This is a genomic window from Psychrobacter vallis (assembly GCF_904846715.1).
Lineage (GTDB): Bacteria > Pseudomonadota > Gammaproteobacteria > Pseudomonadales > Moraxellaceae > Psychrobacter > Psychrobacter vallis.
On sequence record NZ_CAJHBU010000027.1, the window covers coordinates 1 to 21,656 of the forward strand.

At 43.2% G+C, this 21,656-nt stretch carries 16 protein-coding genes and 1 CRISPR repeat array; of the genes, 9 read left to right on the forward strand and 7 right to left on the reverse strand.

The features are described from left to right. The first annotated feature begins 169 nt into the window (after positions 1 to 169). The 7 genes from JMY02_RS12830 to JMY02_RS12860 all read left to right on the forward strand — a co-directional run bounded on the left by JMY02_RS12830 (position 170) and on the right by JMY02_RS12860 (position 6,294). Entirely contained in the window at positions 170 to 658 is a 489-nt protein-coding gene (locus JMY02_RS12830) for a M48 metallopeptidase family protein (protein ID WP_201598929.1), read from the forward strand. Positions 659 to 840: 182 nt separating this feature from the next. Beyond that, positions 841 to 1,263, forward strand: coding sequence for a tetratricopeptide repeat protein (locus JMY02_RS12835; RefSeq protein ID WP_201598932.1), 423 nt, complete (start codon positions 841 to 843; stop codon positions 1,261 to 1,263). Between the two features lie 177 nt (positions 1,264 to 1,440). Beyond that, a complete protein-coding gene (locus tag JMY02_RS12840) occupies positions 1,441 to 2,388 on the forward strand; it encodes a DMT family transporter (RefSeq protein WP_201598935.1) in 948 nt (315 codons plus the stop codon). A 153-nt stretch (positions 2,389 to 2,541) separates the two neighbouring features. Then, positions 2,542 to 4,305, forward strand: a complete 1,764-nt coding sequence (locus JMY02_RS12845) for a TrkH family potassium uptake protein (RefSeq protein WP_201598938.1) — start codon at positions 2,542 to 2,544, stop codon at positions 4,303 to 4,305. Between the two features lie 223 nt (positions 4,306 to 4,528). Next, positions 4,529 to 5,230: a potassium channel family protein gene (locus JMY02_RS12850; protein WP_201598940.1), complete on the forward strand. Its 702-nt coding sequence runs from the start codon at positions 4,529 to 4,531 to the stop codon at positions 5,228 to 5,230. A gap of 43 nt (positions 5,231 to 5,273) precedes the next feature. Beyond that, positions 5,274 to 5,816: a DUF3124 domain-containing protein gene (locus JMY02_RS12855; protein WP_201598942.1), complete on the forward strand. Its 543-nt coding sequence runs from the start codon at positions 5,274 to 5,276 to the stop codon at positions 5,814 to 5,816. A gap of 64 nt (positions 5,817 to 5,880) precedes the next feature. Next, on the forward strand, positions 5,881 to 6,294 hold the full coding sequence (locus JMY02_RS12860) for a PaaI family thioesterase (RefSeq protein WP_201598944.1): 414 nt from the start codon (positions 5,881 to 5,883) through the stop codon (positions 6,292 to 6,294). Positions 6,295 to 6,711: 417 nt separating this feature from the next. Further along, a CRISPR array of direct repeats spans positions 6,712 to 8,599; the repeat unit is 28 nt; unit sequence TTTCTAAGTCACCTATGCGGTGATGAAG. Positions 8,600 to 8,778: 179 nt separating this feature from the next. On the opposite strand, the gene cas6f is transcribed toward JMY02_RS12860, so the two are convergent. The 7 genes from cas6f to cas1f all read right to left on the reverse strand — a co-directional run bounded on the left by cas6f (position 8,779) and on the right by cas1f (position 17,919). Next, positions 8,779 to 9,381 (reverse strand): type I-F CRISPR-associated endoribonuclease Cas6/Csy4, encoded by a 603-nt coding sequence (gene cas6f / locus JMY02_RS12865; protein WP_227678524.1) that lies wholly within the window; start codon positions 9,379 to 9,381, stop codon positions 8,779 to 8,781. A 3-nt stretch (positions 9,382 to 9,384) separates the two neighbouring features. Beyond that, complete coding sequence (gene csy3 / locus JMY02_RS12870) at positions 9,385 to 10,404, reverse strand: type I-F CRISPR-associated protein Csy3 (RefSeq protein ID WP_201598947.1); 1,020 nt, start codon at positions 10,402 to 10,404, stop codon at positions 9,385 to 9,387. Between the two features lie 94 nt (positions 10,405 to 10,498). Continuing rightward, complete coding sequence (csy2, locus tag JMY02_RS12875) at positions 10,499 to 11,470, reverse strand: type I-F CRISPR-associated protein Csy2 (RefSeq protein ID WP_201598948.1); 972 nt, start codon at positions 11,468 to 11,470, stop codon at positions 10,499 to 10,501. After that, a complete protein-coding gene (gene csy1, locus JMY02_RS12880) occupies positions 11,467 to 12,846 on the reverse strand; it encodes a type I-F CRISPR-associated protein Csy1 (protein ID WP_201598949.1) in 1,380 nt (459 codons plus the stop codon). The genes csy2 and csy1 overlap by 4 nt, the downstream gene beginning before the upstream one ends. Before the next feature lie 90 nt (positions 12,847 to 12,936). Further along, positions 12,937 to 13,170: a DUF2188 domain-containing protein gene (locus JMY02_RS12885; RefSeq protein WP_201598950.1), complete on the reverse strand. Its 234-nt coding sequence runs from the start codon at positions 13,168 to 13,170 to the stop codon at positions 12,937 to 12,939. Positions 13,171 to 13,434: 264 nt separating this feature from the next. After that, positions 13,435 to 16,923: a type I-F CRISPR-associated helicase Cas3f gene (gene cas3f, locus JMY02_RS12890; protein WP_201598951.1), complete on the reverse strand. Its 3,489-nt coding sequence runs from the start codon at positions 16,921 to 16,923 to the stop codon at positions 13,435 to 13,437. Beyond that, positions 16,924 to 17,919 (reverse strand): type I-F CRISPR-associated endonuclease Cas1f, encoded by a 996-nt coding sequence (gene cas1f, locus JMY02_RS12895; RefSeq protein WP_201598978.1) that lies wholly within the window; start codon positions 17,917 to 17,919, stop codon positions 16,924 to 16,926. A 393-nt stretch (positions 17,920 to 18,312) separates the two neighbouring features. Between cas1f and JMY02_RS12900 the strand changes: the two genes are divergently transcribed. Then, positions 18,313 to 20,670, forward strand: a complete 2,358-nt coding sequence (locus JMY02_RS12900; RefSeq protein ID WP_201598952.1) for an ATP-binding protein — start codon at positions 18,313 to 18,315, stop codon at positions 20,668 to 20,670. Between the two features lie 33 nt (positions 20,671 to 20,703). Beyond that, positions 20,704 to 21,645: a response regulator gene (locus JMY02_RS12905; RefSeq protein ID WP_021815068.1), complete on the forward strand. Its 942-nt coding sequence runs from the start codon at positions 20,704 to 20,706 to the stop codon at positions 21,643 to 21,645. Positions 21,646 to 21,656 lie beyond the last annotated feature (11 nt).

Genomic DNA, 21,656 nt, shown 5'->3' on the forward strand with positions numbered 1-21,656 from the left:
ATCTTGAGTTTAAAGTCTAGGTTATAACGCATAAAAATACCCCATAAGTTGTGTCCAACTTATGGGGGGCAGTTCACTTATGGGGTTTTTTATGAAGAATAAAATAAGCAAATATAAGCTAAAATAGAGACAGTCGAGACAGCTCAAAGCATAAGCAAAGGATACATTTGTGACTACATTAAAATATATCGCTCATTATTCCGAGCAAATTCAAACCCAAGCCGCGCTACTGATAAGCGATGGCAAGCTGGGAGAGTATCTGGAAAAAAAGTACCCAAATCAGCACCAAGTGCAAAGTGACAAAGCGCTTTATCATCATATCAATGAGATAAAAACCCAATACATGCGCAAAATTGGCCCTTTATCAAATGTCAGTTATAGCAGTAAATTAACCGTTCTCAAACATGCGCTGGGCATTCACACCACCCAATCCCGAGTACAAGGCAGTAAGCTTAAATCGCATAATAGCATCACGGTTGCCAGCTTATTCAAAGAAGCGCCGCCTGAGTTTTTACGAATGATCGTCGTGCATGAACTGGCGCATTTTAAAGAACACGAGCACAATAAAGCGTTTTATCAATTGTGCTGTCATATGGAACCTGAGTATCATCAGTTTGAATTGGACACGCGCTTGTGGTTGCACTGGCGAGAGCAATGATTTGGCGAAACGAGTTGGCGCGATTGTGTGCGTCCAAAGCCTTTTAATCAACCTTATATCAACTTTTTAAAAAGCGCATCGCTATCGCCAACCATGCTAAGCTTGCGTGTCCTAAAATGTTTATGAACAATTAGTGGTCTATTAAAGACACTTTTATCACCTTAACAAAAATAGAGAAAAAAATGATCAATACCAAGATATATAAGGCCATTTATAAGTTAGCGGAAGAGCTGCTAGAAGCGGATCGCAAAGGCAATCAAGCGGCATTTGACGCGTTTTATGCTGAACTCAAAGCCCTCTGTATCGACAACGAAAACACCGATAAAGACCATCCCGAACAGTGGGAGACGCTTGCTGACTTTACAGAAGATCTGGACGAGGCGTTGGTCATTTATGACAAAGCGCTAGCAAAAGCCACTGCCATTAATTCAAAAGATCATATGTCGTCGATTGCTTTTTCGATGGCGGTTCTACAAATTGAAATGGGCGACACGGATGCCGCTATCACAAACCTAAAAAATGCCAAAATCACTGCTAACAAGATTGAAGATAAAGAGTTTAAAGTTGAGATAGACGAGTTGCTGGCGACGTTGTTGGCTGAATAATCTTGGCCACTGCCATAACTGAGCCACCGTCATAATTGACTCAGTAAAATTGCTATGACCACCAATCCTAACAAACGTACCTAACAAACGTACCTAACAAACGTACCTAACAAACGTACCTAACAAACGTACCTAACAAACGTAATTACCCACTACGGTCAGCCAATAGGATAGTTGATGAGCGATTCCTCAAAGCGACAGGTGTTTTGCAGTAAGCACGCATGGTTCATCCCTTTCGTTTGTCTCTTGGTTGGAGGTGCGTTGATAGGCATCTCCACCAATTTGGCAAAATACGCGGGTGACCTAGGGATGACGCCACTCGCTTTTCTCTTTTGGTCCATTACAGGCGCTGCCCTTATTTTATGGATCGTTGCATTAATCAGACAAGAATTACCACCTTTAAGCGTTCGTAGCTTTGAGTATTATTTTGTCGCTGCCCTTATCAGTGTGGCGGGTTCCAATTTATTACTATTTTCCGCCATACCTCATGTCGGGGCAGGTTTTGTCGCGCTTATCATCTCACTACCACCACTATTGACCTACCTTGGGGCACTACTGCTGCGGATGGAGCGATTTACTATTATGCGTGCTTTTGGCGTCGCTGCGGCCCTTATGGGAGCAGGGGTACTGGCATTGCGTAAATTTACCGCGCCAGATGCCAGTGTTTTTTGGATTTTGATAGCGCTTTGTGGCCCAGTACTGTTGGCGATTGGCAATATATATCGCACATTGCGTTGGCCTGATAATGCGTCGCCTAGTGCGCTTGCGCCTGGTATGTTGATAGCGGCGGCGCTGCTGCTGCTTGCCTTTAGTGCTGTGCCCAATTTTTCGGTCACTGTACCGCTTAGTGAATGGTTGCCACTGGTTTTGATTGTCATACAGGCAGGCGTATTTGCGGGTCAGTTTTTATTGTTGTTTCTGCTACAAAAGACGGGCGGTCCCGTTTTATTGAGTTTGTTAGGCTCAGTAGGCGCAGTCGTTGGTGTGCCTGTTGCTATTTTTTTGCAAGGAGAGAGTCCGCCATCCGGTTTGTTTTTGGGTGCCTCATTGATAGCGCTGGGTGTGGCTCTGGTGACATGGGGCGGGGTAAAAATGTCGACGGACAATATGCTCGATCCTAAGTGAAAGAAGCATGATTACAGTGTTTTTATGCGCTTGATTGATAGGCGTGGCTCAGAGGTGTTTCATAATTGGTTACGATTATCTAGAATCAATTTTTGTGAATGCTAAAAAAAAGGAGTATAAATACCGTGGTTATCTCCATCATGGATTAAGGCTATGAATGCAGCCAAGCATTATCGATTGTTAAATAATTTTATGATTTTTATTAGTATTGTCGGTGTGGCTGTTGCTTTACTAGACAGCGGTTTTACATTATCCACATGGCTACAACAAATTTTTCATATTTTTTATTTGGTCATTGTCTTTTTGGGCTTCATTTTGACAGCAGGACGTTATATTTATACCAAAAAACCGCTGGCTTTAAATAAGGTCGCGGTTTTTGATTTGTTTACCAGTATCGCGATTATCATTCTACTGGTGGCTCATTTTACCGACTTGGTGCGCTCAGGGCTGTCTGGAGCGGTCGATGGTTATGTTGCCATAAAGATCGCTGTCTTTGTCACCTTCATTCGTGAAATATCTGACCACGATTTTAATCTCAAACGCACCTTTTTAAACCCTGCCCAGTTTTTTATCTTAAGCTTTTTGTCCGTGGTGTTGGTGGGTGCATTACTACTGATGATGCCCAATGCCACGACGCAGCCTTTGTCCTTTGTTGATGCACTCTTTACCGCGACCAGTGCTGTCTGTGTGACGGGTCTCATTGTGGTGGATACGGCCACTTATTTTACGACTTTTGGGCAAGTCATTATCATGGGATTGATACAAATTGGTGGCTTGGGTATTTTGACGTTTGTGACTTACTTTAGTTATTTCTTTAAGGGCGGTGTCAGTTACGAGACCCAAGCAAGCATCAGCGAAATGTCGTACATGCGCGGTATAGGCGATGTGGTGTCGACACTCAAGTCTATCTTGTATGTGACATTTGCTGTCGAGGCAGTAGCGGCGTCACTGATTTATATCAGTATTTATGACATACCAGATATGGACTGGTCTGAGCAGATGTTTTTTGCCGTTTTTCATGCCATTTCTGCGTTCTGTAATGCTGGGTTTTCTACGTTTAGCGCAGGACTGTATGACGACTCCTTACGCTTTAATTATTCGCTGCAGCTGATTATTGTTATTACCTTTATCTTTGGCGGTATGGGTTTTAGCATTGTGGTCAATGTGCTGCGTTATTTGCGTTATCGCGCTGAACGGCTGATTTATCGCCGCAATGACCAGCGCTGCGCCTATCAACCTTGGTTACTCAATATCAATAGCCGTATTACATTGATTACGACGGGCGCGTTATTGCTGAGTGGCTTTATCGGCGTGATGATCTTTGAATATAACAACGTGCTCGCTGACCATACCAGCTTTTTTGGTAAGCTGGTCACAGGATTTTTTACTGCTGCTACGCCACGAACCGCAGGATTCAATGTGATTGATATGGGTGAGCTGGCATTTCCGACGATTATGTTGACGATATTTTTGATGTGGATTGGTGCGTCGCCAAACTCAACGGGTGGTGGTATCAAAACCAGTACCTTTGCTATTGCGCTGTTGAACACGTTGAGTTTGGCACGGGGACAGACCAAGGTCGAAGTGTTCAAGCGGCAGATTGCGGATATCTCAATTCGCCGTGCGTTTTCTATTATGTGGTTGTCACTGCTGGTCATCGGTACGGGGGTAACGCTCATCAGTTACGACCAACCAGAGCTTGATTTGATCAAGGTGGTGTTTGAGTGTTTTTCGGCTTATAGCACCGTGGGGCTAAGTTTGAACTTGACAGCTGAGTTGTCAGATTTTAGCAAAATAGTGGTTTCGGTCATTATGTTCGTTGGGCGCGTGAGTATGCTGACGATCTTTATTGCGCTGCTCAAAAACATGCGTCCGCGCAATTATCGTTATCCGACCGAAGAGATCACCATTAACTAGATTGCGGGAAAATTGGCTATCTGGATTTGGTTATAGTTGATCTTAAATAAAAAAGGTACAACCAGATAAACATGACAACATACTGCTAGGATAATATTTTCTTGCTTGCTGTGCCTTCGCAGACAGAGGCTACGAAAATTTATCCTAGCAGGACTGTACTTATTTCATAGTGGATTGACTATATTAAAACGACTTAAAAAACGACTGAAAAAGGCAAATGCTCATGAAATATATTATCGTAGGGTTAGGGAACTTTGGCTCATCGCTAGGTATGGCATTGACCCGTCAAGGTCATGAAGTGATTGCCATTGACAGCAGTATGCAAAAGGTCGAGGCTTATAAAGAGGTGATTTCTCATACCATTTGTATGGATGCCACCGATGAATATACGGTTAAAGGTTTACCAATTGTCGATACGGACATAGTCATCGTGGCCATTGGCGAAGACCAAGGCGAAAATGTCATGGCGACGGCGCTATTCAAAACCTTAAAAGCCAAACGTTTGATCAGTCGGAGCATCAATCCGCTGCACGAAAAAGTGCTGCAAGCCATCGGCGTTGATGATCTCATTCACCCCGAAAAAGAAGCAGCCAAACGCTGGGCAAAAAGGCTATCGCTACGTTACTTCGTGGACTCGTTTGAGCTAAGCGATCACTTTAGTATTGTGGAGATTAGCATTCCAGTCGCCTTGATTGGGCAAACGGTGGAGAGTTTGCAGTTGGAGCAAAAATTTAATATTCGATTGCTTAGTACCATGCGCTATGAGTATTATGAAGACAGCTTTGGTCGTACTCAAAGTAAACCCAGCATTCAAGGGTTGGCTGTACCTGAGCAAATATTAAAAGATAAAGACGTACTGATTATTTATGGGGCAAACAAAGACATCAACCAATTCTTACGTAGCGTTGGTGTCAAAATCAAATAAAAGTATGCAACAGTCGTGACATGTCGAAGCAAAGGGAAAACTTATGAATAAGCGCAGTATGTCCGTCTTATTGGCCGCTATGATGGTGCTGGCTTCAGGGTGTGATCCGTCGGCGCAAGACCCGAATGTTGCCTTGTCCAAGAGTCATCAAGATCCGATCGCAGAATTGGAAAAGACGTCGAATGTGGAGCATGGCAAACTTGGTTACAAGCAAACCTTTTATGTGCCGATTTACTCAGACATTTATACCGATAAAGACAACCGCAAAGTCTTATTGTCAGCGACGCTAAGTGTCCGTAATACCACGCTAACAAAATCACTTTATGTCAATAAAATTGACTATTACGATACTGGTGGCACACTGATAAAGTCGTATTTAACCAAGCCCATTGAACTGCCAGCGATGGCGACGCTCAATTATATCGTCGAAAAAGAAGAGAATAAAGGCGGCTCGGGTGCTAACTTTATCATCGAAGTCGAAGGCATAGATGAGACAGTCAGACCTGTCATAGAAGCGGTCATGATTGGTAACTTTAGCAATAAAGGGTTTGCGTTTAGCACAGAGGGCACGCCAGTTGTACATTGATAAATAGTGAACGATAAGCAAAAAAGGGATTCTGGATAAGGATCATGCAATTCAAGGAAGAGATATGTCTGCAACCAAGGAAGAAATCGTCGCCTTTATGGCCTTAGAGTTCCCACAAACCAAATGTATCGTCGAGGCCGTAGATGAGACAGGCGCGACTTTGTCACACGACATTGGGATAAATGAGCTGCGTCCGGGTGGCACCGTTTCTGGACCGGTGTTGATGAGCATCGCTGATGTGGCCATCTATGTGGCGATACTTGGCAAAATTGGCATTGTTCCATTGACGGTGACCACGAGTCTGACCATCAATTTTTTGCGTAAACCCTCCGCAGAAGCCCGTATTATCGCTGATTGTACTTTAATGAAAGTAGGGCGCACGCTTATCGTAGGTGAGGTGTCTCTTTATTCAGAAGGTTCAAGCGATGTGGTGGCACACGTGGTGGGCACGTATTCTGTACCGCCGCCGCGTACTTAAATCATTGGAAATAAGCACACGCTTTATATCTTTTGCTAAAAAGTTATTTCACGCTGGCGATTACCTATGCGGTGCGTTTGATACTAATATCTAATCAAAAGCATGACTTCTAAAAATCCTATTTAAAGGATTTTCCTTGCGCCACTAAAATTGACATGCAATTTTTTAACGTGGCTCATAAGTCACCTATGCGGTGTGTTTAATTCTAACATCTGACTAAAAGCATGACTTCTGAAAATCCTATTTAAAGAATTTTCCTTGCGCCACTAAAATTGGCATGCAATTTTTTAACGTGGCTCATAAGTCACCTATGCGGTGTAGCTAGATTAGCATTTGAGCGTAAGCATGACTTCTGAAAATCCTATTTAAAGGATTTTCCTTGCACCACTAAAATTGGCATGCAATTTTTTAACGTGGCTCATAAGTCACCTATGCGGTGATGAAGGACTCGTCGGGTGGTGCGATGATTGCTGTTATTTTCTAAGTCACCTATGCGGTGATGAAGCTCTAATGCTGTTCCAGTGTTGTAGCTATACCTTTCTAAGTCACCTATGCGGTGATGAAGAGGCGGCGCGGGTATAAAAATAACTAATTTACTTTCTAAGTCACCTATGCGGTGATGAAGCGTGTCCATTAGCACCATTTACTAGCATAATTTTTCTAAGTCACCTATGCGGTGATGAAGATCCCGATAGACCAGCTACCCAATCATCTTCTTTTCTAAGTCACCTATGCGGTGATGAAGGCAGTGGCGGTGCTGATCTGGTCGATCAAGAATTTCTAAGTCACCTATGCGGTGATGAAGAGCATGATCAATGCGGGTGTGACGTTTGATCATTTCTAAGTCACCTATGCGGTGATGAAGTTGGACTTCCCTATCAAAGCAAAAGTTGATATTTTCTAAGTCACCTATGCGGTGATGAAGAATCACAAACAGGCGTAGCCCAAGAGCAAAACTTTCTAAGTCACCTATGCGGTGATGAAGCAACAACCATAAAAGCCATTAACCATTCTTTTTTTCTAAGTCACCTATGCGGTGATGAAGAGCTACAAATCTTGGCAAAAGCATTACGTTGATTTCTAAGTCACCTATGCGGTGATGAAGTATTATTGACATCTACTTTGACACCAAAGTAATTTCTAAGTCACCTATGCGGTGATGAAGAATCATCAAGAAGAAAATCAAAATAGTCGTCATTTCTAAGTCACCTATGCGGTGATGAAGAAAGTGCGCCAAGCAAGAACAATACCAGTGATTTTCTAAGTCACCTATGCGGTGATGAAGGATATTGTGACAAGTGGTAAGAATTCAAAAATTTTCTAAGTCACCTATGCGGTGATGAAGTATCTAATGGTGGACTCTACTCCCAATATTGGTTTCTAAGTCACCTATGCGGTGATGAAGCAGTACCACCTTCGGCATCACCTGAACTATCATTTCTAAGTCACCTATGCGGTGATGAAGTATGATTCTTTGCCTTCTAGTTATAGCGGTTTTTTCTAAGTCACCTATGCGGTGATGAAGCATATAATTCTTCATACGCAGGGTCTTGAGCATTTCTAAGTCACCTATGCGGTGATGAAGTAAGTACGATTGCTCTTGGTGCTGCTGCGGTTTTTCTAAGTCACCTATGCGGTGATGAAGAATAACTGCTTATAGGGAATACGCTTTTTATGTTTCTAAGTCACCTATGCGGTGATGAAGTCTGCTTTATCAAGCTTTGATACTGTGAATACTTTCTAAGTCACCTATGCGGTGATGAAGAATGCTGCGAATTAGGCGGTACGTATCCATCATTTCTAAGTCACCTATGCGGTGATGAAGGTATTTCGTGCACTATTTCGCTGTCTTTCATTTTTCTAAGTCACCTATGCGGTGATGAAGAGACTACTATTAGGTTAGGTGCTAATGTTGGTTTTCTAAGTCACCTATGCGGTGATGAAGAAGATACAATTACAAGTGGTTGGCTATTCAGATTTCTAAGTCACCTATGCGGTGATGAAGGATCCCAAAACAGTTCCTGGTCGCCGCGATGGTTTCTAAGTCACCTATGCGGTGATGAAGCAACTTTTCCAATCAACAAGACTGGATTGGTGTTTCTAAGTCACCTATGCGGTGATGAAGTTTTTTGGACACCTGTCGTCACTGCCGTGGTCTTTCTAAGTCACCTATGCGGTGATGAAGATTGATAAAACACTGGCTGAGGGTTCGACAGATTTCTAAGTCACCTATGCGGTGATGAAGAACTCATGCACAGTAATACTTGTTTTGCGATGTTTCTAAGTCACCTATGCGGTGATGAAGAGGAATTATACCTCTAAAAAATCAGTTACAACAAGGTCTGGACGGCAAAAAACCCTATTTTACCCTCCATTTTTCACCTAGTCGTAACTGTATGATAAATAAGTAAATTTTTAAATAGCGCAAAAAAAGGGTTTTTACACCCAAATTTAAGGTAATTCTTCATTACCCTGAAAGCAGCATTACCAATGCGGTACGGTAACAGCATCGCGCATGCCATTCATACCATACACACTGAACTGACCCGCTTTCGGCTCACTACAAGCTTGCTGCAAGACCTTCAATCGGTAATTGCTATTATTGGTTTGACTACGCATTTGGATAAAAGGCAACGCCATTTCAGGTTTGCGTTTTGCGACAGTGACCATCGCCTCATCATAGCCAATCGATAGCTTCTTTGACAAGGTTTGCGCTTGTATCTCAGCAGGTTTGAAGCGGTAACGATGCACACTGACATAACCAGTTCTATTGTTACCAACCTCTTCTATAAACCCGATTTCCACATAATCAGTTAATTTATTAAGCCATCTATTAATTTGTAGCTTAACTAACTCGTCGCTACTGGGAGCAAAGACACGTAATTTTAACCCAAGCTTAGAGGATTTCTCTTTCTTATCGTAATGATAATCAGGAAAACTAACACCGATAGATTCGATACTGTGCTTGTTCTTGATCTCAGCTAGTGCAATGTGTACCTGATTGAACAGTTTACTCCAAATAAAGTAAGGTGCGATATCAGGGTCGGGGATAATGGTTATTTCTTGGTAATGGGTCATGTGACTCATAAATTACTCCTTGCCACTGGCACCGAATACGCCGCCGCGGATAAGCACACCCATCACATAATGCTGCTGTTCGATATCTGGCGCATCATCTTCTAAGACCCATTTATCAAAAAGAGTATAAAAGTCCATTTTAACTTTAGGTTGGCGGAAAGCGGTACCTAAAGTCGTCACTGCACCATATGGCTCGATAGCGATAGGAAATTTGGCATCAGGATACCAAGTGTCGATAGTACGAATGGCATTGCTGATTTTTTGTGAATGCATGCCCGCTTTACCATTAATTTGATAAAGTTCTTTAGATTTCGTTTTGCCAGTATCAAGTACTAGCTCTTGCGAAGGATACACTTCTTGACCATAGCCCATGATAGCAGAGGCTTTGACATACAAAATGATGAAAGCATCATTGTTTAGTCCTTGCTCGACTAAGCTGGCAAGCTGATTAACATCGTCAGTATGCTTATTGTCATTATCAAAACCGCGTAGCGAGATAGATTTGGCATCGAAGCTAAATGAATGCTTAGTGTCATTCACTTCACAACTGACATCGACTGCGATACGCTCAGCACCGACACGATTGCGCCATAACCAGCGAGCGTTGGCGATATTGGTCGCATAGCGAAGTGCCAATTCGCTAACGCCTTGCGTGCCTAAATAGCCCTGTACCGTATCTACCAGTGCTTTTTGATAATTCTGATCGTTACAGACACTGGGTTTGCCTGTAAATGGTAGTATTTTACAGCTCCAAGTGACGACAAGGGTATTATTGGTCTCATCTAGCGTAGCAGAATCCACAGTTTGCAGATTGGCTTTTTGAATTTCGGCGTCCAGTTTGGCAGGGTCATTGGTGATAGCGTTTTTTTGACGATTGCTAATTGTACCTCTGACAGATTTTTCATTAATCTTTACAGGGATGACTTTAGCGTCAGCATTCTGGCTATCAGTTTGAGCGAAGAACCCGTCTGATATATCAAGGTTACGCTCAAAGGCTAGGACAGAGGCGGTTTTTAGGGCTGATTTTGACATGTGATTCTCCATGATAGGAAGTGATTAAAAGTTAAAGTTAAAGTTAAAGTAAATGTATCGTAAAACTGCATGGCTTGAAAATTGAGGTATAAAATTAAAAATCTTGCTGCTGGGTAACTAAATATAAGGCGTCAGACGCATCATAACGGTAGCGCCAAAACGCATTGGCAATATCGTTATCACCGCCGATACTGTTTAGGCGCTGCGGATAAACCCATTTACCAAGACTATAAATAGCCTCGACATATTGACTGGGATATTCAGGGTTACGCACATTTTGCATCACGCCTGCATCAAATAAATCAGAGATACCTTGATACCCTATCGGCATTGGTACTAGCCAGCCATGACCTGTTTTACGTGAAGTGGTTGGCCATTTTGTCTCACCATTTTTTTGGGTTTCAGGCGTGTGATGCAATGCGCAAACGTCTATCAAGGCATCGAGCGGCGTCGCGTCTGGATTATCGGCTTTTACTTCATCAATGATTTGGTCAAACTCGCCTTGCGCGTCCATTAATACAAAGGCAGGCAACAGCTGTGGTATGACTGAGCCAACATCATGGTTGTCAAAAAACTGTACTGGCTCAAATCTCGCTAAGCCTTGTACGCTACCACCTGCCATACGTTGTTGTTGCAACCATTGCTTGGTTTTTTGTTTGGCATAATCTTGCTGCTCATTGCTTAAGTTATCTGAGCCCAATACCTCTACCACAAAAGTCATCATCAAGCGGCATTTACCTTCTTCAATGATTGAGGCTGTTTTACCGTCCTTTTTGATAGGATTGCGTGTTTGGTTAAAGGAGTAGTTGTTATAAGTATTAGGGCGATACAGGTGCGGTTGACAGTCATGACAGGCAAGTATTACTCCGCCTAACGACACATTCGCTAGTCGCTCATCATCTGCCATTTTTCGTGACATGGCATGAAAACTACCCAAAAAACCAGTAATAGCGGGAAAGCCATAGGTAAGTGGGCTTGAGATGGTATTCGCGCCTTCAATGACCACTTTTTTAAACAGCAAATAACCGATTACACTGATATCGTTATCATCATCTATGCGGCTCATAAAAATACTCCTTTGCCTGCGCGCTCGTAGCGTTTTTTCATATCCTCGATTTCCCGCTCCCATTCCAAATGCTCTGCATCAGCAAAGTCGCTGGCTATGGCTTTAAACTCAGCTTGCATCAAGGTATTGAGCCAACGCGCAAAGCTGTGGACAATCTTGCTATGCCATTCGTCATCTTGCTCACGCTCAGATTTGAAATCCTCTTCACCTTCAAGGTCAGCTCGCTTGGGATCGAGCCAAAGCTTCTCAAAACGGTTCAGTTCATAGTCTTTTGACCAGCCAGCAGGTAAGTTGGTTCGCATGTCTTCTGCTGTGTTAAATATCTGATATAACACTTCATCAATAGCACGTTTGCGCGCCTCTCTGACATCAACGATATTGCGTGTATCTTTGATGGATTTAAAAATACTTTGAATGGCTTCGCGAGCGTTATATTCCATACCCGTGCCAAAAATACTGTTGGCAAATTTGGAGAGTTTAAAGGAGCGTTCTTGTTGCATGATGGGCGGAAGGGAGGGAAGAAGGTAATTACGACCACCTTGCTTACTCATGAGTAAGCTAACGTTTTGCGGTTTTGTACCGCCCAGCTGAACTGTGGCTAAGTCGTTTAAGCTGACATAAGGCTGTTGTTCTGCGGTTTTTTTAAAACGGTTATCGCGCGCGGCTTTGTTTTCATCAGAAAACTTGAGGTGATTGATGCGCTGATAGACTTCGTGGGTCAATACAGAAGGGTAGAGTGGAACGATATTGATATAATCAAGCGTTTCAATATCTGCACCTTCATAAGCGTTCGTCACCCAGAGTGTTTGTTTATTACGCTCATGAGTCACAGGCTCGGTAATGATATTTTGTAAGGCACTTTTAAAGGTTTGATGATAAGCGTTAGCCAGTGTTTGGTCGCTGGTAAGTGAGGCAATAAAGTCAGGATTATCAGCCAAAATAAGGTCACGAATTTTGGTTGTCTCGTTTACTGCGAAATCGAAAAACGCGGCGAGGGGTAGAGCAGCGGCATTACCATTGGCATCAATGTAAGGGCTGTCTATTGAGTGAGTACCTACGATAGTTTGTGGTAAGTTGGTCGCCGTACCAAAACTGACATTATCGCCTTTGGCATCAGGATGCACGCCTTTTGAGATATGCGTACCAAAATTTAGCTGTTTTGCCATACGGGTAGCCGCATCAGGAATCCAGCTAGCGATGCTATATTTTTCTTTGGCATCCGTTAGAGTTTCTTTTAATTCTGTGACTTTTTCATGGTCGCTACTTTCGATTGCTTTGATGAGCTGCTTTTGCTCAGTGTCCGTTTTTTTATCGTATTGGCTGGCAAGAAAGGCTTTGACAGCACTGCTGGCTAGTTCTTGGGATATGTTATTCATAAACAGCATCCTAAATGGAGATTAGTAATATTTCTAAAATTGCGTATAGATATCTTGTATCTATACGCAGTAAAGCGTTAACCAATAAATTTATCGCTTATCCTTAGGTGGATAAGGGTCATTACCATGACTGTCAGCATTGCTGATTTTTCTATCTTTGTTATGAATGACTAATTCAGACTTTTGATTAATACTGATTCCGCGCGCCTGATTAATTGCGTCTGTTTTTCGTTCGTGATGTTTAATGGCACGTTTGCTGCCACCACCTTTAACATCCCAACCACCTTCTGCATTTGGTACAACGTGATGCGTTTTTCTAGGCATAATACAGTACCTCTCATAAACTGTTTAAGGAAGTGCCAACACTAGTATTAAGTAGTTGACTAAAATATTAAATCACGTATTTGATATATATACAACCATGTCATACATAATATTAAATATAGTAAGGTGCAATTGCTATTATACTGTACCATTGCTCAAATGGCTTAGAAAATGTCATACATAATATTAAATTTCACCACCGCATAGGTGGATTAGTAAAACTAAAAAAGCACGGTAAACGCCGTGCTTTTTTATGCTTATAAGTTAATCACGCACAAACCCAAAAAACTCATGGAAAGCCCAGCCACGACTATTACGGGCATTGATACTATCAAGCGATACAGAGGAGTAAGTGATGGCTAATGAGCGCAAGCTCTTATCAGGCTGCGCTACTTGCAAGTCTTGCAATATGCTACCCAATGAAGCGGTCAACCAAGGTTTTATTTGCGTATGTGTAAAGTCAAAGATCAGTGGTTGAATGGTTTTATTGTGGCTACTAGATTTGGCTAAACCTTTCTCAAAGACATCTTCTGCAAAGTAGGCATCAAAGCCTGTCGTTGGCTCGTCACTATCCTCATTATCATTGACCATACGTGGAATAAGTAACCAATCGTCTTGTGGCATCCCTGCTCGAAACGGGCTGATTTGCTGTAAATGGGTATGGGTACGATTGGCCGTCGCTTTATTGTCCCAATACGCATTGACGTAATTGAGCTTGGGATTGTTTAATAAGTGCCGCATGACGTGATGTTCAAGGTCACTTAATGTGGCAATGTTTTTATTGGCTGTCGTACAAATCCTAGGTCTGGCGTCGACTTGCGCCAATTGCTCTTGGGTTATAAGCGCATTTAGATCATAGCTTGGAGGTTTAAATAACGTGGTTTCAAACCCAGGATGAGTAAAAATGGGGCGTTTGCCATTAGGATGTTTGAAGTAGCGAATATTATATTGCAACAGTAAGATATTGGGCGTAGTCGCAATTTTGTCAGGGCGATGACGCCAGACGCGCCCAGCCAGCTGGATAATAGAGCGCATGGAGGAGGGTTCTACGATAGCCCAATCATAATCATGGTCGCGTCCAACTTCTGCCACAGGAGTGGCAAGCACCATAAAAACATGGTTTTTAGCAGGACTATCAGCAATGGCTTGCTTGATTTCAGGATGATTGTAAATACTGCTCTTAAGGTCAGTACGATCTAAGATTCTATCCAGTTTGGTTTCTAAGGCATTACGTAATAGTAATAGTTGTTTGGCGTGATAGCACACCACATGTATGATTGTGTCATTCGGCACCGTTACGCTGCTTGCTTGAAATAACTGCATGGCGATATGAGTAATGTTGTTGATATTGGCGACGCGTATCAGCCCAACACTAATTTTTGTATCTTGATTGGATGTATTCTTATTAGAACTAGGTTGTATATCATGATGCTTATCATGCAAATTTATGGCAGCATCGACCAGCGTTTGCGCCAAAGCGCCATAAAACTGTGCCGCAGTATCTTTAGTATAATTCGCTGAAAAGGGCAGTATTTCTGCTTTGCGGCGAATAGGTTGTTTGGCCAAATAGCTGGCACGCTTATCACAAAAACTTTCATGACTGCTTTGAAAGTCTTTCACATCACCACATTGTTCAGATATCATCGCTTTGGGCTGTTCATCGAACCATGCGCATACTACTTTTGGTGTCGGTTTGTTTTGACTTTGATTGAACAGTTTTCGCCCTTCTATATACGCTTCAAACAATCCAGTTACTAAATCAGGGGTCAACGTCGCAGACGAAAGAAGAACACGTGTGCCAAAGAGTCCTGCGAGATGCACCAAACGTGATAGCGCGGGCAAGTCCGCTTGGTCAAAATCATCGGGTTCATCCAGTATCAAATCACTACTCAGCAAGCGCAGCATGGGGGCGATGTACTTACCGCCGCGTTTGCATTCGCTGGCTTGGATCATATGGTCGACGGTGCATGTGACGATAGGCGCAAAAATTAAATCGCGCGCTTTAGGGCTAGCGATAACGGTATCAAGATTGAGCGCCTCATAGTCTTGATAGTCAATGTCGCTATCGACGATTTCATCTAATAAATCTTCACTGGATTCACTACCAAAGCTTGTAGATTCATTATCTGGTTCATCGTCTTTTTTATACTCGCCAATAATATCGGTAAACTCATCATTTTTATTATCGTATGCCATTTCAAACAGTTTTTTGTTGGCGCTACCACCAACCAAAATTGCTAATTGATCGCCTGCTAATTTTAAGTTTTTGCGAAAGCTTAATCCGGTTTGTAAGGTTAGAATCCGCAAACCTAGCGCAATGGTAAAACGCGCGCCTTTTTTAGGATCGGCTAAGGCGTACATAATACGAGCATTACCAATCGTTTTACCTGCACCTGTCGACGCCATATTGACCCCAAAGAATCCATGCTCGCGCGTGGCTTCTTGCAAACTATAACTCATTTTGAAGGCTTGGTTTTGCCATTTAAAGCGCTCTATTGCAGTGGGTTTGGCCAATGGATCATGATTGCGCAGTGTTGGCATTTCGCTAGCAATGATAGGTAGGGCACGGCAAAAATGGGCGGTAAATGCGCCGACACCTAATAGATGCTCCTCGAGGGATTGCTTGACGGTTGGCACACTAGCAGTTCGGTCGGTATTGGCGGCTAGGTTTTTGAAGCGACTATCTACTTTGATACAGCGAGAGTCCTCTTCTTTGAGACTAGAATAATTATGATCGCCTACCATCAAGCATAAACGCGATAAATGTAATAAAAATGGGTCGCTAACGGCTTTTTTAGATTCAAACGCTTGCTGACCGATTTTTATCAAAGTAGGATCGTTCAACGCTTTTTTAGACCAGCGTCTGATGTTTCTTTGCCACGCTGGGCTATTAATGATTAACTGATCAAATCGCCAAAAATCTTTCAATTGAGCTTTGGTCATCTCATCTAATGATTTAGGGTTCTTAATCCAGTAATCAAATGGTTCAATTTTTGCGTAGAATTGATTTAAGTCTCTTTTGATTTCTAAGGCATTTTGAGGTAGTTGTAAACGTTGAATATCTTTGTAGGAATAAAAAGTTTTTTTGACAGGGGGCAAGCGATGATGCGTGACAATCAGCCAAGCGACCCACTGAGCTAAGGGCGGCATCGTGTCTATATTGACGCTGTCTTGATTGGCATGAGACAACAACTGCTCTATATCGTGGGTTTCTAACCACTTATCCAATTGCAGCAAACGCTTAAGCCATGCCTCATCAGTAGTGCAATCACTAATCATCAGCTCAAACAGTTTTGATGATATCCATTCATGACGATAAGCATCCCCTTGTTTGCTGCCAACTAGGAGTTTTTTCTGAAAGCCAATGGTAGATTTGCCGATGTCGTGAAGTAGAGCCGCAATCGTAGCGATAATTTGAAGGCTACTGGCATAAACCCATTCGTTCTCCCATTCACTATGTAGAATATTTCTTTTGGTGCGGTTCACAGGCACCACACCCACCTCATTAAATTGACGCTTATTGCCTACGACCCAAACCAGTTCGGTCAGCTGGCGGGTCTTATTACGATGACAGCTCACCGCGGTTGATTTGGTCGCCGACTTGCGCAGTAGTTGTTTGACTGTGTTTAAGCCATCTTCGGTGATAGCCGTCTGCCAGACGTTGTCACCAATACGATTGGCAAAAGCATCTAAAATGCGCCGTGTGCGTTTAAGTGATTTCTTCTCGCACTGGGAAACAAAAGTGACAATCATTTATACCTCCCAGTCTGTCGTTATGGCCAACTGCTTTACCACCTCAAACTGATAATCCAAAGCCTTATGTTTGGTAAACATATTCAGACACTCTTGCCTAAACTGCTGCTCACTTAGGTTTTCACTAGCACAGATAAAGGCGAGTGGCAGCACTAAAGCGTCTTTGATGATATCGGCAATATCAAACACCAATGCACCGCGACGGGTTTTGCCGTGCATGACTGCAAATCCATGAGGAATACCGAGTGTCCAAGCTGTCGTAGCGCCGAGACCATACGCTAGATAATTGCCATGATTGAGAAAACCATTGGCTTTATCGATACCATCATGCTCGCGGGTGAAGCCATCGTAACCGGTATTTTTTGCGGCAAGTTTGTACAGCTGCTTGGTCAGGCGGGCTTCGAGCTGGAGCAAGTGCATGACCTCCATCTGCTTATCAATTTGACGAATATTATCGTTGAGTAATGTCTGTACCGATTCGATATTACTATCAAAGCCCCAGCGTTTGAGATCGCTGTCTTTATTCCAAACGGTTGTTAGATAGGCGAGGCGGGCGTGTTGCAAATGCTTAGCAGCAGCTAAACGCTTCTCATCATCCCACCACCAGCTCATCCATCCTTGGATATATTCAGTGGGTCGATATTCGCTCTGCGGTGTCATCCATTCAACATAAACTTCACGCTCTGCGCCCATAAACAGCGGAGAACCACCACCACCGCAAAACCCCACCAATACCCCAGCTTGTGACAGTAACCGCATCGCCGCTTGGGTGATGGATGTGCCTGTACCAAGAAGTATTGAGGTGGTGTTAGCGATAGGAATATTGTAGTAGAGGTTGGCTTTGTCATCCTCAGTGAGGTATAAAACGCGCCCGTCTTTTTGTAGCACGCGGCAATGCGAGAGGTAATAGATATTGGCACGTTTAGAGTGCAAGATGGTTTTGAGATCAGAGGAGGCGAAGCTATTATCAGTATAGGCGTTATTAGGTTTGCTCATCATAATTCCATTTATTTAGCATATTGCCATATTTAAAGCATGGATTTACTCTAACGGAACTTTGTTGACTTCACAACAAATAAAAATACATCTGCGACAACTGTTGTCGCAAAAGATTTGATAGGCAATAAAAAACCAGACAACAAGGGGCTATCTGGTCGTTTTTATAGGGTTTTTCTGTGTCACCCTTTGAGTTTGAAAAACAGTATTAGGATAATCCTAACGTCTTTTTGATAATACCTGCTTTATTAGTCCACACGATTTTTGTCATCATTTTGTCACGACCAAACCGTATCCTTGAGCCCATTACAAATAGGGGCTGCGTACAAATCATCTTCTAATTCATTAAGTGATTTGTTGATAACAGACAATATATTGATATAAGGCGCGTTTATGAGTGTCGCTGGTCGGCTTGGCAGTATTTCCACACGTATGCTGATTATTTTAGCATTGGCTTTTGCATTCATTATCCTCATGGTGTACTGGGTTGTTGAGACTCAAGGTAAGCCGCGCATTCTGGAGATGACTTCAGAGACAGTGGTTGAAACTGGTAATGAAGTGATTAACAGCATCATGGCGAGCATCAGTCATGTCGATGGTCTGGCAAAAGCAACCAGTACGATGGCAGGCGGACTGCCAAAACAAGAAGCGCTCTATAGAGAAACCTTTGGCAACCTCATGCAACAAACCGACCAAAGAATTGTGGGCGGTGGTGTGTGGTTTGACCCAAATATGTATGCTCCGGGCCGAGAACGCCAATCGTTTGTGTGGGCGCGTGATGAGTCTGGCAACATGCAATCTGTGGAACGTTATAATCAAGTGAGTCAAACGCCAAACGCTTATTATCGAGACTGGTGGTACATTCCTGCTATGTATGCGCGTCATGATCACTGTGTCTGGAGCCGTGCGTATGTCGACCCAGTAAGCAATCAGCCGATGATGACATGTGCCAAAGCGCTATACAACAGCCGCAATCAGGCCTTTGATGGGGTGGTGACATTCAATTTGCTACTAGATAACCTTGATGCCGCCATGAAAAAATGGCAAGAAAAAATCGGTGGTTATGTGTTTTTAGTAGACTTAGACAATCGGTTTTTGACCTTTCCTGATCAATCCATTGTCACTCAAGTGACTAAAAATAATCCTCAAGGTGAGATGATAACGGCGCATCAATTGGCTGAGACAAACCCTACCTTTGCGCCCATTGCTGACAGTTTGGATACCATCAATCAGACGCTTCTTGATGAGGCGGTTGCCAAGGATGAGGGTCGTTATGATTTGGCTGCCCGCAGTATTTTGAGCACCACCAATGTGGGGAAAATCAGTGAGCAAGAGTCCAAGTTACTTTCTGCGTTGCTGCTTTTAAACCTCGATCAAACCTTCAATTTGGTAGACAGTCATCTGGTCGATACCATTACTGTGCCGAATGATTTTGTGTTGCAGCAACCTGCCACTGCCTTCGTCTTTCGCATGCCATTTACTTACTGGAAAATGGTTATTGTGAAACCAAACAGCGACATGATGAGTGTGGCAAATGCGCTATCAAATCAGCTGATTCGCGCGATGTTGCTGGGTTTTATTCCTATTCTGCTCCTGACCGCATGGGTATTTCGCCGCTATTTTACTCGTCCATTAAAACGAATGGCGCAGGCCGTGGCCGATATGGGCGTTTTGATTGAGCAAAAACAATATCAAAAACTAAGCGCGCACAAATTGCCCAAGTCATCGGTGAGTGAGATTCAAGTCATTAGTGAGCAGACCAATCAATTGATTGATCGCATCGTTGAAAACGAAGGCGCGCTTGCCGAAATCAACGTTCATCTCGAAAAACAGGTGGTCGCCCGTACCCAAGATTTGCAGCAAGCGATGGATGAGTTAAAAGCTTCGCAAGTGCATCTGGTGCGCTCTGAAAAAATGGCAACGCTCGGCCAAATGGTGGCAGGCGTGGCGCATGAGGTCAATACGCCGCTGGGTTATGTGCGTAGTAATATGGAGTTGGTCGGTGACAATCTCACACGTTTTGATGAGTTGATAACCCATACCGAGCAATTATTGCAGGCTCTAAAAGCGCCCGATGCTGACCAAGAACAAGTAGCAGAGCTGATTGACCAAACTTTGCAATGCTGTGAAGAGATCAAAGAAGACGAAGTCAGTGAGGATTTAGCAGATCTCATCAAAGATGGCTTATATGGTGTCGATCAGATTGCTGAGCTGGTGGTTAGCTTGCGCGATTTCTCTCGGATTGATGAATCTAAGATACAGGACATCGATATCAATGATTGTGTGAACACTTCGCTTGTCATGGCACGTAATAACCTGAAATCTTTAGATGTCACGACCACCTTGGCTGAGCTGCCTCTGATTCAATGCAATCCCTCGCAAATCAACCAAGTGCTGTTAAATTTATTTAATAATGCCGCCCAAGCCATGGCACCTGATCGTAAAGGCGAATTGCATATCATCTCATCGGTTGATGAGGCGCAGAAACACGTTGTGGTACGTGTCATAGACAATGGTGTGGGTATCGAAGAAAGTACTTTGACTCGTATCTTTGAGCCGTTCTTTACCACCAAAAAAGCGGGAGATGGGACAGGTTTGGGATTGGCCATTACCACACAAATTATCGAACAACATGGTGGTCGTATTGAAGCCAGCTCAATCGTCGGGGAGGGCACGACGTTTACCATCGCTCTGCCAATACAATCCACCGCTCGTGAAAACAAACCCTCACAAGCCTTGTTTGAAAGTTGAGAGGCTTCCAACCCCTTATTTAAAGAGAGCGTCATGCAAAAACCAAAAATTGCCTTTATCGATGATGAGCCGCGCATTCTACGCAGCTTAAAAATGCACTTTCGCCAGTCGCATGACGTATTTATCACGACTGATGCCACTGAGCTAATGAAATATATCAGCGAGCATGATGTACAAGTGGTCATCAGTGACCAGCGCATGCCAGATAAACAAGGCACTGAGGTTTTGCGTGAGGTCAAAGAAGCCTCACCAAACACCATTCGCATTTTATTGACCGGTTATGCGGATCTGAATGCGGTGATTGACTCGGTAAATGAAGGCGAGATTTATCGTTATATCACGAAACCGTGGCAAAACGACGAGCTTAAAAAAGTCGTCAATAAAGCCACAGAGATTGCCCAGCAAACGCAAAATATTGCTCAAGACACCAATCAAACCAATGATACCCAAAATCATATGGCTAGTAGCATTAGCGGTAAACGGAATATATTGGTGTTAGATGATGATGAAGATGTCTATCAGCAAATGAAGAGTTACTTTCAAAGTACTTACACGGTGAGTTGGGCCAGTAATCTTGAGCAGGCGGCCAAGTTATTACAGAAAAAACGTTTTGGCGTCACTATTACGGATGCGATGCTTAATAATGAGAATATTACACCCATTGTTTATGCACTAAAAAATATCCAGCCTGATCTGATGGTAATTATGCTGACTGAGTTCAAAGATGCCCACATGGTGATTGACTTAATCAATAAAGGTCAAGTATATCGTTGTTTACCGCGGCCGACCAACTTTACGATGATGAGTATCAGTCTCGATCGCGCCTTTGGCCACCACGAAAGATTGGTACAGCAGCCGATATTGGCGGCCCGTCATCATGTTGAAGAGGTGACAGAATCAGAAGCTTTGAGTTTTTCTGATAGACTTAAGGGTTTCTTTTCGAAATTTAGAGGGTGGCGTATTAGTAGACAGTAACAGCTTGAAGA